11 protein-coding genes and 3 pseudogenes are annotated in these 12,962 nt (G+C 67.2%); 9 read left to right on the top strand and 5 right to left on the bottom strand.

Translation table 11 applies throughout. The features are described from left to right. Nucleotides 1-424: 424 nt before the first annotated feature. The 5 genes and pseudogenes from BLT28_RS04800 (at nt 425) to BLT28_RS04780 (ending at nt 6,074) form a co-directional block, all read left to right on the top strand. Entirely contained in the window at nt 425-1,324 is a 900-nt protein-coding gene (locus tag BLT28_RS04800) for a hypothetical protein (RefSeq protein WP_083383660.1), read from the top strand. A 479-nt stretch (nt 1,325-1,803) separates the two neighbouring features. Further along, entirely contained in the window at nt 1,804-2,190 is a 387-nt protein-coding gene (locus BLT28_RS04795; protein ID WP_030432240.1) for a hypothetical protein, read from the top strand. 326 nt (nt 2,191-2,516) lie between these two features. Continuing rightward, nucleotides 2,517-3,809, top strand: a pseudogene (locus BLT28_RS04790) (IS256 family transposase). Between the two features lie 531 nt (nt 3,810-4,340). After that, nucleotides 4,341-5,183 carry an alpha/beta fold hydrolase gene (locus tag BLT28_RS04785; RefSeq protein WP_030432241.1) on the top strand — a complete coding sequence of 281 codons (843 nt, stop codon included), beginning with the start codon at nt 4,341-4,343 and terminating at the stop codon, nt 5,181-5,183. A 9-nt stretch (nt 5,184-5,192) separates the two neighbouring features. Further along, nucleotides 5,193-6,074, top strand: a complete 882-nt coding sequence (locus tag BLT28_RS04780; RefSeq protein WP_231950618.1) for a helix-turn-helix domain-containing protein — start codon at nt 5,193-5,195, stop codon at nt 6,072-6,074. Between the two features lie 596 nt (nt 6,075-6,670). Here the strand turns inward: BLT28_RS04780 and BLT28_RS04775 are convergent. The 4 genes from BLT28_RS04775 to BLT28_RS04760 all read right to left on the bottom strand — a co-directional run bounded on the left by BLT28_RS04775 (nt 6,671) and on the right by BLT28_RS04760 (nt 10,213). Next, a complete protein-coding gene (locus tag BLT28_RS04775) occupies nt 6,671-7,423 on the bottom strand; it encodes a formyltetrahydrofolate deformylase (RefSeq protein ID WP_162184908.1) in 753 nt (250 codons plus the stop codon). 416 nt (nt 7,424-7,839) lie between these two features. Beyond that, on the bottom strand, nt 7,840-7,998 hold the full coding sequence (locus BLT28_RS39755; protein ID WP_156051480.1) for a hypothetical protein: 159 nt from the start codon (nt 7,996-7,998) through the stop codon (nt 7,840-7,842). Nucleotides 7,999-8,777: 779 nt separating this feature from the next. After that, a complete protein-coding gene (locus tag BLT28_RS04770; protein ID WP_052407889.1) occupies nt 8,778-9,152 on the bottom strand; it encodes an SDR family oxidoreductase in 375 nt (124 codons plus the stop codon). Nucleotides 9,153-10,012: 860 nt separating this feature from the next. Further along, a complete protein-coding gene (locus BLT28_RS04760) occupies nt 10,013-10,213 on the bottom strand; it encodes a hypothetical protein (protein WP_156051482.1) in 201 nt (66 codons plus the stop codon). An 80-nt stretch (nt 10,214-10,293) separates the two neighbouring features. Here BLT28_RS04760 and BLT28_RS04755 point away from each other — a divergent pair, with 80 nt between their 5' ends. From BLT28_RS04755 to BLT28_RS42760, 4 genes and pseudogenes are all read left to right on the top strand, one after another. Next, nucleotides 10,294-10,623, top strand: coding sequence for a CGNR zinc finger domain-containing protein (locus BLT28_RS04755; protein ID WP_197683971.1), 330 nt, complete (start codon nt 10,294-10,296; stop codon nt 10,621-10,623). A gap of 176 nt (nt 10,624-10,799) precedes the next feature. Next, nucleotides 10,800-11,624 (top strand): class I SAM-dependent methyltransferase, encoded by an 825-nt coding sequence (locus tag BLT28_RS04750; RefSeq protein WP_197683970.1) that lies wholly within the window; start codon nt 10,800-10,802, stop codon nt 11,622-11,624. Between the two features lie 209 nt (nt 11,625-11,833). Further along, nucleotides 11,834-11,965 (top strand): annotated as a pseudogene (locus tag BLT28_RS42765) (RNA polymerase sigma factor); the annotation flags it as partial. Further along, nucleotides 11,923-12,279, top strand: a pseudogene (locus BLT28_RS42760) (RNA polymerase sigma factor); the annotation flags it as partial. The pseudogenes BLT28_RS42765 and BLT28_RS42760, both read left to right, overlap by 43 nt. 156 nt (nt 12,280-12,435) lie before the next feature. On the opposite strand, the gene BLT28_RS04740 reads toward BLT28_RS42760, so the two are convergent. Next, complete coding sequence (locus BLT28_RS04740) at nt 12,436-12,774, bottom strand: Imm1 family immunity protein (protein WP_030432247.1); 339 nt, start codon at nt 12,772-12,774, stop codon at nt 12,436-12,438. Nucleotides 12,775-12,962: the final 188 nt, after the last annotated feature.

Raw genomic sequence — 12,962 nt, 5'->3', positions numbered from 1 at the left:
GCGCATGTCCGGCTGAACAGGCCGCTGTAGCCGTCGCGGTTCTGCCTGACCTCAAACAGCGGATTTGTCCACTGTGGAGCGAGTTCACCTGGGCGGTGTAACCCCGGCTGCCATCGATCCGGGTGCCGTGCTGATCCCGCAGGGGCGCGGCGCGTTCCACCAGTCGGCGTCACCATGGCCTGGTCGGCGGGGTCGACTGACAGTAGGTGTCGACGCCAACTGTCGGTAGCGGTGGCGGGAAACAGAGAGGCCGGATCGGGGGGCTCTGGTCGCACGTTGGAGTGGGTTTACCCGGGCACGGGGTCGGGTTCCGTTTGGTTGGGCACTGCATTGGCGGTTGTGTGGCCGCGTTGGGTGGTCGCCATAACGGAGCCGAGGGAGATGCGGGATCGTGGTATCACAGCACAACGGGGGTGTGCGGTCTGTGCTGGTGGCGGGTCTCGCCGTGGTGGCGATGGTCGGCACCGCGGCGACAGGGTTGGCCGCGCCGCCTGGTGGAACGGACTGGGGCACGGTTGTCCCGTCTCAGGACGGGTTGCAAGCCAACGGTTGGGGGGCACGGGCCGAGAACTTCGGCGGGGTGCTCGACGAGAGACTGTTCGAGTCGGCCGATCCCACGATGCCCAATGCTCCGCAGGCCCAGGGCAGCGGCGGCGTTCTCACCCTCGCGCCGGGTGGGAAGAAGCTGGGTAAGGCTTCTGCGCTCCTGACACGGTCAATGCGCAACTCGGTCCCGCAGTCGTTGGGAGGCAAGGAAAAGGTTCCCGCTGCGGGTGTGGCCTACAGCGATGCCGGTGCCGCGAGCGGAGACCTGGAGATCGCCCTTCCCAAGGCCGCCAACGGCACCGCACGCCCTCCGTTGCTGGTGCACCTCGACGTCTCAAGGTCGACTGCTGTCTCCCGCCCGGGTCAGCCGGTCCGTCTCGACGGCGGCCAGGCACGAGGCCATGTCACGTACGCGGGCACCAGGATCGACGTCCCGGCCTCGTGGCCGGCGAACCACCGTGTTCGGGTTCCGCAGGACCCGAGTCTGCCGGCTGTGGCGATGATTGTCTTCAACGAGCAGGTGACCACCGATCTGAAGGGGCGCCCGACCCTGGGCTCGGATGGGCGTTACCTCTGCGATCCGAAGGCGACCTCCGGCTACACCAACGCCGTTCACATCACCATCCTCGGCGGCGACCGCCCGGCCGAGGCGACGATCAACCACGCCGCCGTGATCCGTGACCCGGCGAAGACCGACAAGCTGGCGCCCAAACTGCCACCACTGCCCGACTTCGTCCGAAAGATCCTCAACCGCTCCGAACCCGGCCACTGCGCCTAACACCGGGAACAGGACCAGTCCTCGGCGCCGCGGGATGAGGACCATCCCGCGGCGCCCCAATCTGCCGGAGCCACGGGTGTTGGGTGCTCGGCAGCTCCCTCGAACGCCTCACTGTGTCCACGGTGGTTCTGGCAGCGGTTGAATCTGAGAGTCGGGGTCACGGAGGACGTCGAGTGGATGGGAGGGCGCAGGAGCGCGCTGGAAGGGGCCGCGAAGGTGAAGACGTCGACCTGAGCTTGGGCGCCGAGGGGGTGAGTGCGCTGCGGGCGAGGCGGTCATCGAACCCCTGAAGGAGGCGATCAGCTCGTGATGCAGCTCCCCGACCCGCTGCTTGCCCCGTTCTCGGCCGATCGCGTGGAAGACCGTCACTCGATTCGCGGCTGGCTGGTCACCCTCCGAATTCCATTGTGGACACAACGACGGATGTCCTCCGATGTGCGGGGGCGAGGTATCCGGTCGGCGCCGCCTACGCCGCCATCATGATCGCCCGCTCCGAGAAGCAGAAGGGCAAGCTCGTCTCGGCGACCTTCTCCGTCACCATCCGCCCCAGCGAACTGTCCAATCAGGACACCGTCGAGCGCCTGACCCGCACCATCGCGCTGCTGCACCCCACCGCCGAGGTCGGCGCCGTCAAACTGCCCTGCGGCGTCGCGGCCCCGGTCACCGAGGACCGCCAGGTACCCGAGGGCGTCACCCTCCTCGGCAAACCCCGCAAAGCCAGCACCGTGCGCCAATGCCACGCACTCATCCCGATCCCCGACCGCACCGCCGTCGCCGACTTCAGCATCTGCACCGAGGACATCGAAGGCTGGGACGACCACGTCGCCATCCTCGCCGGCATCTGCGCCACCATCACCTTCACCTGACCTGACCGGCCCCTCCGCCACCGCTCACCACCCAGCACCGGTCGCTCTGATCGGGGTTGGTTGTCCCACGACACGATCACGATTGATCGTGTCGTGGGACGGACCTGGGCGAGCGCCCGATGATCACCACCAGGTGAGAACGACACCGGTCGCCGAGCCCCTCCAGTCCACCCACGCCAAGGCGCTGCCAACAACGCGCCCGCCGTCAGCGCTCACCCCGAAACCCGTGAACGGCGACGTTCGAGCCGTCCCACCGAACACGCGTGAAGCCGCAACGCGGGACTGTAAGACGAGCGGTGTAACTCCCGACCATGGAAGTGCACCTGATGACCGAGATGATGTCCGGCGTGGAGCACGCTGAGGACTCGAAGCCCGAGACTGGTCTGGATGGTCTGGACGAGCAGCTGGTTGAGCAGTTGGTGAACCGCGCCAAGGCTGGAGGGCTGAAGCTGACCGGTGAGGGCGGGGTATTTGCAGCAGCTGACCAAGCGGCTGCTGGAATCCGCGCTGGACGGTGAGATCACCGATCACCTGGGCTATGACAAGCACGATCCGGCCGGCCGTGGGACCGGGAACTCGCGTAACGGGACCCGCTCGAAGACCGTGCTGACCGATGTGGGCCCGGTGGAGATCACTGCGCCTCGCGATCGTAACGGCAGCTTCGAGCCCAGGATCGTGGCCAAGCGGCAGAAACGCCTGACGGGTGTGGATGAGATGGTGATCTCGTTGGCCGCCAGGGGTTGACGACCGGGGAGATCTCCGCGCACCTGGCCGAGGTCTATGGCGCGGAGGTGTCGCGTCAGACGATCTCCACCATCACTGACAAGGTGATCGAGGGCATGGTGGAATGGCAGAATCGGCCGCCGGATGCGATGTACCCCGTGGTGTTCATCGACGCGATCCACGTGAAGATCCGCGACGGTCAGGTCGCGAACCGACCAATCCACGTTGCGTTGGCGGTGACCTGTGAGGGGCGTCGGGACATCCTCGGGCTGTGGGCCGGTGACGGCGGTGAGGGCGCCAAGTACTGGCTGCACGTGTTGACGGAGTTGAAGAACCGAGGCGTGGCCGATGTGCTGATGGTGGTCTGTGACGGGCTGAGCGGGCTTGTGGATGCGATTGCCACCGTGTGGCCGCAGACCATCACTCAGACGTGCGTTGTTCACTTGCTGCGCAACAGTTTCCGTTACGCCGGCCGCCAGCATTGGGATGCGATCGGCAAGGCGTTGAAGCCGGTTTATACCGCGCCGACCGAGACCGCTGCCCGCGAGCGGTTCGGCCAGTTCGCCGAGGCCTGGGGCGCCCGTTATCCGGCGATCGTGCGGTTGTGGGACAACGCCTGGGCAGAGTTCGTGCCGTTTCTGGCCTTCGATCCGGAAACCCGGCGGGTGATCTGTTCCACCAACGCGATCGAGAGCGCCAACGCCCGCATCCGCCGTGCGGTCAAGGCCCGCGGTCACTCCCCCAGCGAGCAAGCCGCACTGAAGTGCGTCTGCATGGCCATCATGAGCCTGGACCCCACCGGCACCGGCCGCACACGCTGGACCATGCGCTGGAAACCCGCGTTGAACGCCTTGGAGATCGCCTTCGACGGCCGCCTGGCCGCCGGATGCAAGTAGCTCTCCTCAACCCGAGTTACACCGCTCGTTTGACAGACCCGTGATGACCGGCAGTCAAGGGAGTAGCTACCGTTGAATGTCCATAGTGGACTAAGTCGACAATGGCCGAATGGGCTCAGCGCCACAACTTCCCACTGCGGCGAACCAACGGTGTCGGCGTACAGGTCAACGTGCGCAGCCCGGTACGGATGAACGCGCACACGGGCTCCAGCTGATCCCACTCCGAACGCGGGCGAGTCCGCCTCACTGCTCGGACACGTCAAGCACTTGCCCTGATGTTCAACCGAGTGGCATTGCCGTCACCGACCCAGCACGAACGTTCTCTTCCGATGAAGAGCGGGCGTCCTCCGGTGTGTCCGGACACGTCTCAGTGCAACGTCGCGGGCTCGATCAAGCCATCACTGTCCGCAGGGGGCGGGCCGCTACCAGTCAAGCTCGGCGCGTACCACTGACGCGGTGGTAGCCGGTGATCGTTCCCGCGAGGACATTTGTCCAAGACCGGAAGTCGGCGGCCCGCGCAGTATCTCTCGCATGAGCGAGAACGGTGTTGAGCATTCGCACGGGATGCACGTGGTGCACGACGGCCCGCGGCAGGCGCCGCCGCTGTTGCTCATCCACGGATCGGGGGCCTCGGGTGTCTCTTGGAGCCCGGTGGTCCCGGCGCTTGCCGACCACCACCACGTCATCCGGGTCGATCTCCCGGGCTGCGGCCAGTCCCCGCCCCCGTCGTCCTATGACGTGCCCGTGCAGGCAAGCCGGGTGGCGGCGGTGCTCGACGACCTCGGCCTGCGTCACGTCGCCGTCGTCGGGCATTCCAGCGGCGGCTACGCCGCCACCGCGCTCGCCGAACAGCGCCCCGACCTGGTGCGGTCGGTCGCGCTGATCAGCAGCGGCCCGCGCCCGGATGCGCTGCTTCCCCAGCCGTTGATCTTTCGGGTCCTGATGGGGCCGCCTTTCGGCCCCCTGGTCTGGTCGAGGCGTTCGGATGCGATGATCCGCACAGGAATCGGGGCAACGACCGCTCGCCCGGTGGACGTGCCCGACGAGGCGGTCGCCGATCTCAAGCGGACCTCATACCGTGCCTTCAGGATGTCGTTGCGCCGCAACACCGCGTACATCGCGGAGCGCAGCGTGCCCGATCGTCTCGCCGCCCTCACCGTCCCGGTGCTGGTGATCTTCGGTGCCGCAGACCCTCGCTGGGACCCGTCGTCGGCGCACCAGTACGAGGCGGTGCCGAACGCGCGGATCGAGTTGCTGCCCGGGGTCGGGCACATCCCCATGCTCGAAGCACCCGAGACGACCAGCGAACTGCTGCTGGGCTGGACTTCGCGGCAACGGGTCGGTGGCACCCCGCCCGTGGCCCCCGATGCCTAGACTGGTCACGTGACGTCGACCGGAGCACCACCGGACTGGACAACGGTGGACATCGCAGTCCCGCGCCGGTCGAATCGGCTGCCGGGGATCAGCATGGCCGGGTTCCGCCTGCGTGTCCCCGCTCCCGTGGACATCACCATGGTCGCGCACCCGGCCGTCACCCTGCTCATCGAACTGGGCGAGGGAGACGGCATCGTCTGCGACACAAGCGACCGCCGCGAGCGCGGCAGCGTCGTCATCGGGCTGATGCCCGGCGAACTGCGGGCGGGTGGCGGCGTGGGCGAGTGTCTCCAGATCCGGCTGGAGCCGGACGTGGCGGCTGCGGCGCTCGGCGCATCACCCGAGCTCAGCGGGACGATGGCTCCCTTGGCAGACGTCTGGGGTCGCGACGCAGAGCGGGTCGAGGACAGGTTGCGCGCCGCCGCGTCGTGGGACGAACGGTTCACGATCGCAGCCGACGTCCTCGGCCGACGGCTGGACGCCCGCTCGCCGGTCGATCCGGAGGTCGCCCACGCATGGCGGCGGACGCTCACCAGCCGAGGACTGGTACGGGTGGACAGCTTGGCAGGCGAGGTCGGCTGGAGCCGCAAGCGCCTGTGGTCCCGCTTCGGGTCCCAGCTCGGAACCAGCCCCAAACGCCTCGCCCGACTGGTGCGGTTCGACCACGCGGCCCACCTCCTCGCGGCGGGTCACGCCGCCGCCGGCGTCGCCACCGAGAGCGGCTACGTTGACCAGTCCCACCTCCACCGCGAGGTCAAGGCGTTCACCGGGCTCACACCCTCGGCTGTAGCCGTCGCGCCGTGGCTCGCGATCGACGACATCGCGTGGCCGGCCTCATTGCCAACGCGGAACCCCGCAACGGCAGGCAATCGCATCCCCAACCTTTGTTGAACAGCTTGTCCCCGACAAGCCAACTGATCGTCAAATGGGCCAACCCCAGTCAGCACCTGCACCCGGCCGCCGCTATGCACGTCTTCCCGTAGTTACCTGTGCACGCCAGGGCGTACACCGACAAACGGCTTCCAGCGATCCCACTACAGGACCGACTAACCCCGTCCTCCGACTTGACCCGCGCCCAGGCCAGCACACCCGACCCGGCCCGCTCGACCTGCTCGACCACCACAACGACCAGGTGCGGCAACAGCGCGCCCAACCACTCACAACACGGCGGACATGATCACAAACGCCTGACAAACCCCGAACTCCAGACCGATCAAGTTGATCACTCAATCAGCGACAGAGCCGCTCGTTTGACAGACCCCGGTGAAGGAGCCGCGTGGCGGTCTCCTCATTGTCCTCGCAGGACATGACGGCGATGTACGAAGCTGATATGAGGTGTGATGCCACAGCCAGCGCAAGGGTTGGGACCGAAATCCGTGGCCTGGGTCTCCCTTGAGGATCTTCGCCTCCGAGCTGAAGATCCTCAAGGTGCCCGATCTCATCGATGGCCTTGCCCAGTTGGAGATCAGCTCTAAAGATCAGTCGTACTAGCCCAACACGACCGTGGTTCCGTCACCGGCCCGCAGCACCCGGTGCTGACAGTGCAGCCGGACGGCCTCGGCGAGCACCGCGACCTCCGCGTCGCGGCCCAACCGGGCGAGATCGGCTTCACCCGGGCATGCCAGGTGGCTGGCCGAGCGCCACTGTTGCGCGATGATCGGGCCTTGGTCCAGCTCGGCGGTCACGTAGTGGGCGGTGGCCCCGACCCCCTTCACACCCCGTGTGGCGGCCTGCCGGTACGGCCGTGCCCCGACGAAGCTGGGCAGCAGGCTGTGGTGCACGTTGATCGCCGGGACGTCGCGCCCGTCCAGCCACGCGCACAACTGCGGCGACAGAATCCGCATGTAGCGGGCCAGCACGACCAGCTCCGCACTGTGCTCTTTGACCAGCCGACGCAGCTCCTCCTCCGCCTCCGCAGGGCCCGTGGCATCGATCCGCAAGCGCGTGAAGGGAACCCCGTATGCAGCGGCGACCGGCTCCAGCGTGCTGTGGTTGGACACCACGGCGGCGATCTGTACGTCCAGCAGGCCGTTGGCCCACCGGTCGAGCAGGTCCGCCGCGCAGTGCGTCTGCTGGGAGCCGAGCACAAGCAGGCGGGGGCGGCGCGTCAGCGAGTGGATCTCGCATCGTGACACCCACTGTGTCCCAATCGCGGCGAACCCGTCCCGCAACTCGCGCTCCGGCCGGTCTGAGCTGAAGACAAGGCGCACGAACAGGTTCCCCGCAGTATCGGGTGCCACGCGGCTCTCCCCGACCAACCCATGCCGGCCCACCCAATCGAGCGCCGTCTCAATCGCGCCAACCCCGCCCGGGACGGCACCGACGAGCACGTACTCCCCGGCCCCCATCATGCCTCCGTCCGGCGCCGACGCAATCCATCCAGCAGCACGCACACGATGTACAACGCCACCAGCGCGCCCACCATCACCGCATCCCACACGCCGCTAAGCACCAGCCACCACGACCGGCCTCGCGTTCCCCGTCTGTATGACATCTGCAATTCCCTTTCAGCCGTGGCGAGCGACTCGGTCTTGCTGACGCTCCCGCCAGCCTGGAACTGGAGTGCCGCGGCTGGCGGGAAGAAAGGTGGGCGGTGGCGAACCTCGGGCTGGGAAGCGGCCAGTCACAGCGAGAACTGGGCAGAACCTCAGTCCGGCTATTCCACCGTGCCGGGTTGGAACTTCTCCGCTGACCACGTCAGCGGTGCGGGCTTGCTCGCCGTCTGCGAGTCCGGGGTCGGCAGCGCGCCGTCCCACAGGTACTCCACGCGCCGGGTGTCGCCGAATCCGAGCCACCGCGTCCGAACACGGCCCAACCGCCGATGCCAAGCCCGAGCACCACGGTCGCGATGAGGGCGATCACCCGACCCCTGTTGTGGCTGTCGTGACCAGTTCTGTCCGCGCTGCGGCGTCATGCCCGGATACTCTCACGTCGGATTTCAGGAATCCCCAACTAAGTCTTCTCAACGACGCGGTTTCAAGCATACGTGAATCGTCGTGTGCACCCGGACCGCGTGGAAAGACGATTCGACGGACGGAGGAGGCCCAAGCCACCCAGGACCTCCTCGATAAGTGATCTTTTATATGTGGACCTCAAAGGCGATGAACTTGTCGTGACCGTCGGTCCAGTCCACGCAGCGCATCGGCTTGCCGACGGAGCGAGGGTCCTTGCGCGCCTCGTAGCACTGCTTCAGAGCCAGGCCCTTGGAAATTTCGTGAGGGAACCGCTGACCTTCTGCCGTCAAGCGGCGTGTGCGACTGGGTGAAGGCGCCCATGAGGACGAGGGCCAGCGGTCCCGGCGACGTGCTTCACGCGCTCTGTTTTCGATCTCCGTTTCCTGATCGCGCGTAGTCGGCTACCTACCTCACTGAGGTCCATTGGGTGCATTTGCCCGCATTGGACGCTTCCGTCGGAGCCGACCCGCTCGACCACCACCCCGGCCACATGCGGAAGAAGGCCCCCACCATCCTGATGATCACACCCGAGCCATGATCACAGAGCCCGGCCGCACCCAATCACCCAGGCAATCGCTGATCACTCAACACCCCGCGGAGTCCCGCGCGGAGTGCGCTTGATCATGCAGGAATCGTGACGCTACGCGGCGATGGTCAAGCCACCGTCCACTACGACGTTGGCTCCGACGATCCCTGAGCTGGCGGAGGAGACGAGGAATGCGACAGTGGCCGCGACCTCCTCCGGTTGAATGAGCCGAGCGTTGGGCATGCCGAGGATGGCCGGGACGTTGTCAAGGAACACCTTGTGGTCGAGCCCGGACTTCGCGGCCAGGGCGGTTCCGAGGGAATCCTGTCCGGCCCAGATGTCGGTTTCGGTGAGCTCAGGCAAGACCGTGTTGACGCGTATGCCGTTCGGGGCGAGAGCTTTGCTCCAGTTGTTCAAGGCTGCATTCGCCGCGCTGTAGGGAAGTGGCGCGGCAGTGGTGGGTTCCAGCAGACGCTTTTCCTCCTGCACGTTCTCAGCGTCTCTGTTGAAAGCATGTGCCTCCTGGCCTTCACGGCCGTGAAGGCCAGCGGACGGTGACGATCACCGAGTCGGCAAGAGCTTCCCAGGAGTGGTCGATCCCCGGTCCCCACAGGACGTAGTCGCCTTGCCGGACAAGGACGGCGTTGGCATCGGTGAGATCGATCTGAAAGTGTCCTTCGATCAGGAGAGCGAGGGTGGTGCGCTCGTCGCCGGTGGTCCACTCCGCCCGCTTCTCGTCCGCTGTGTGGATTCCCCCATTTGACTTCGACGTCCGTGCCGGAGCGAACGCCGAGGTCTGCGCTCATGAAGTGCCCGAGGATCCAGACCGGTTGTCTGCTCCCTCGTCGGCGGCACTACCGATGTGCCACTCGGCAGCCACGAGCTTCTCCTCAGGAACAGCAACGGCCCGCGTCGTGGACGCGGGCCATGTGATGAGTGTGGTGTCCGAGGGGGGACTCGAACACGTATTCGTCGCATCCATGCACCAGATGCGTGTTCATGCGACAGACCACAGCTCCGCGCCACGATCGAGGGCCAGCTGGCTCATGGCCCACCAACAGCCGAAAGCTCTTGCTTTGCAACGAATCTGCCTCGACCATGAACGTGCGGACGTGGTGCTGCCCCTCCCCCGCATCGTAGGGGAGGGGCTGTCTTCTACTCCGCACCAGTCCACAGTGGATTGATCACGGAGCTGACCGCAGTCCGCGTCGACGCAGTTCCGGCGATGTCAGGCCTCGTAGAACTTCTCCGTCGGACGTAGCCGCACCTTTCGGCGCCCGCTTGCGTTGACCCTGTCCAGGATGATCTTTCCTTGATCCACCATCCTGTTGACGAAGCCCTGCCAGACTTCATGGTCGTATGCCTGTATCCAGGGGAAGCAGCACTGTCCCGCGTTGGCGCACGCGTGCGGCGAGCTTGCGGGTCTGGGCCGTGTTGATCATGGTGGTGCCCGCGAAGGCGACCAGGTCCAGGCCGTCGGTGAGCGCGGCGGCGACCTCGCCGTCTGCGGCCCGCTCAGCCGATCGTGTCGAACGCGTAGACCGGCCCACGGCGGCGAGGTGTCTGACCAGGAGCCACAGGGACACGGAGGCGCATACCTCGCGACGCGTTGGACTGTCTCCTTGAGACGGTGCGTGACGTTTCCGTGGAAGCGGACGGCTCCGCGAAAGCACTCACCGGCAAGGGCGCGCTCGGCGTCATCGCGCTGCACGCGATCAGGCTCGCGCTGAGCCCTTCGGCGCGGCCGGTGCGGTCCTGCGACGGCTGCGGATGGTTCTTCATCGACACCTCTCGCGGCCGCCGCCGACGCTGGTGCAGCATGAAGACCTGCGGCAACCAGGCCAAGGTCGCGCGCTTCCGCGCACGTGATCAGTCGGCGCCGCCTCCACCTCGCCCGCAGCAAGTCCTGCCGCACCGAGGTGGCCCAGTGCCTCGGCGTGGCACCAGCCGATCCCGTTGAGCGCGACGGACCGGCCGACGCGGCCGTCGTTCGCCGTGCTCAGGTCGTCACGGATCGAGTGGGAGGGCGCGCTGTCAATGGGTTTCAGGGCGCCTGTGACCTCGGCAGGACCTGGTTAAGCTGCGCTCCCTTCGTGGCGCGAAGATCCCTGCGCCGCGGTGATCCCGAGGAGACCAGTGAAGCTGACCGGAGTGCAGGCGACCCTGCTCCCCACGCTCTACTGCCGGGCCGTGGACGCCTCGGCGGACAAGCCGATCCTCGGCGACCGGGTGGCGCTGGCCACGCTGCGCCGGATCGAGGCCGACCCGGACTTCGAGGTCGACTTCAGCAAGGTCGGCATGCGCCCCGGCGACGAGAGCGCCGTAGCGATCCGGGCTCGCCACATCGACGGGCAGGTCGCCGACTTCCTCGCCGCCCACCCCCGCGCCACCGTGCTGCACATCGGGTGCGGCCTGGACAGCCGTGCCCATCGCGTGGACCACGGCGCCGAGGTGCGTTGGATCGACGTGGACTACCCCGAGATCGTCGCGCTCAGGAGGCGCCTGGTCCCGGAGCCGCCCGGCGACTACACCGCGCTCGGCACCTCGGTCACCGCCCCCGGCTGGCTGGCCGAGGTGCCCACCGACCGCCCGGTGCTCGTGGTCGCCGAAGGACTGACCATGTACCTCGACGCAGGCGACGGCAGGCTCCTCTTCCGCGGCCTGGCCGAGTACTTCCCCAGCGGGACCCTGGTCTTCGACGCGCTCAGCACGACCGGCGTCAAGCTCAGCAGGCGCGCCAAGGCCATCAAGGTGGCACGGGCCCAGGTGCTCTGGGGCATCGACAGTCCGCGGGAGCTGGAGTCGATCCACCCCAGCCTGCGCTGCGCCGCCGTGCTCAACGCGTTCGACCTGGAGGGATTCGTCGTCTCGACGACGCTGCGCGGACGGCTCGCCACCCGCGTGCTCGGCCGGATTCCCGCGCTGCGCCAGATGTTGAGCATCTACCGGCTGGAATGGTGACCCAGTTCGTTCACGCCCGGTCGCGGCCGACGAAGTGGAACTCGACTCCCCCGTTGCCCCCTGCGCCCGCCCATCGACCGGGCTGGCCCCGAACGATCATCAACACGTCACCAGCCGTGCCACCACAGAATTGAGGCATCCACCGCACGGTTCCCCCGCCAGCGTGACGGACCTTCCGGAACTGTGCTTTCCGGCAGCTACTCGAACTCCATCGGCACCTGGTGCTCGCGGCCAGCATGAGCATGCTCGGTGACCCCTCAAAGGCAAATGATGTGGTGCAAGAGGTCTTCATCAGCGCCTGGCGAAATCTGCCTACGCTCGCCGATCCGGCGGCGGTTCGCTCCTGGCTGGTTCAAAAATCACCCGGCGACGCTGCCTGTACGCCCTGCGCGCCCGCAGGCGCCGCAAGGACGTGCCCGTGGAGGCGATCCCCGAGCAACCACGCCGCCCGCACCACACCTCAGTTGATCCGCAACACCATGCTGAAGTCCGAGCGAGCGCGCAGGCTCTGCGCCGTGCGATCACGCGGTTGTCCGCCGCGCACCGGATGGTGTGGACGATGGTCGATCTGCAGTCGCTCACCTACGCCGAGGCCGCATCGCGGCTAGGCATCAGCCAGGACGCCGTCCGGGGCAGGCTCGCACGCGCACGGGCCCATCTGGCGACGCGGCACAGGGATGAGGGCCGCATCTGCCCACCAGACACCGACCAGGTGGCGCGGCCCGCGTCTGCGACGAACCACCCGGCGGAAGCCGTGCGCGCCACTCGGCACCGGCGCTCCGACAACGGGAAGCGCTGCCGTGTCAGGCGGTTACTCGGCGGGCTGCCAGTCAACGCCGGTCGGGCGCTGGCGGGTCTGCTCGTACTCCAGCAGCGCCTTACGCAGCTGCGGTACGGGAATCTCGGAGTCGAGTGGGAAGTCCAGCTCCGCGAGGTACAGCTCGTCGCCGTCGGCCCGCGCGGCGGTGCCGCGGCTGAACCAGGCGCCGCCGGCGTCGGTGTAGTAGATCGCGCCCAGGTCCGTCTCGACACGAGCGCCGAAGACGAGCTGTGCCCGGAGCGGCGCGCCGGGCTCGGGATGGTCCTCGACGTGCACGCCGTCGTCGGCCAGTCGGCGCTTCAGCAGCTGTTCCAGAACCGATGTGGTCACCGGTTGGACGCGTTCCCGAAGCCGCTGACCGTCAAGGACTCGGTAGCGGGCGGTGATGCTCGCTCTGGGGCTCCCGCGTAGATGTGGCGTGCGCCGTCCTGCGTGACCACGGCCAGTCGCGCACCGGGCGGCAGAAACGCCGCCATCCTTCCGTCATACGTCCACTCGTTGGGCTCCTCCAAAGGCAT

Source organism: Allokutzneria albata (assembly GCF_900103775.1).
Taxonomy (GTDB): Bacteria; Actinomycetota; Actinomycetes; order Mycobacteriales; family Pseudonocardiaceae; genus Allokutzneria; species Allokutzneria albata.
The sequence above is the reverse complement of the archived record's forward strand: the minus strand, read 5'-3'. Positions and strand labels throughout refer to the sequence as shown.

What these genes read in the sequence shown, in the direction of transcription:
- BLT28_RS04795 (WP_030432240.1), top strand. Translation starts at nt 1,804, where the DNA reads ATGATCGCCCGCTCCGAGAAGCAGAAGGGCAAGCTCGTCTCGGCGACC.
- BLT28_RS04785 (WP_030432241.1), top strand. Translation starts at nt 4,341, where the DNA reads ATGAGCGAGAACGGTGTTGAGCATTCGCACGGGATGCACGTGGTGCAC.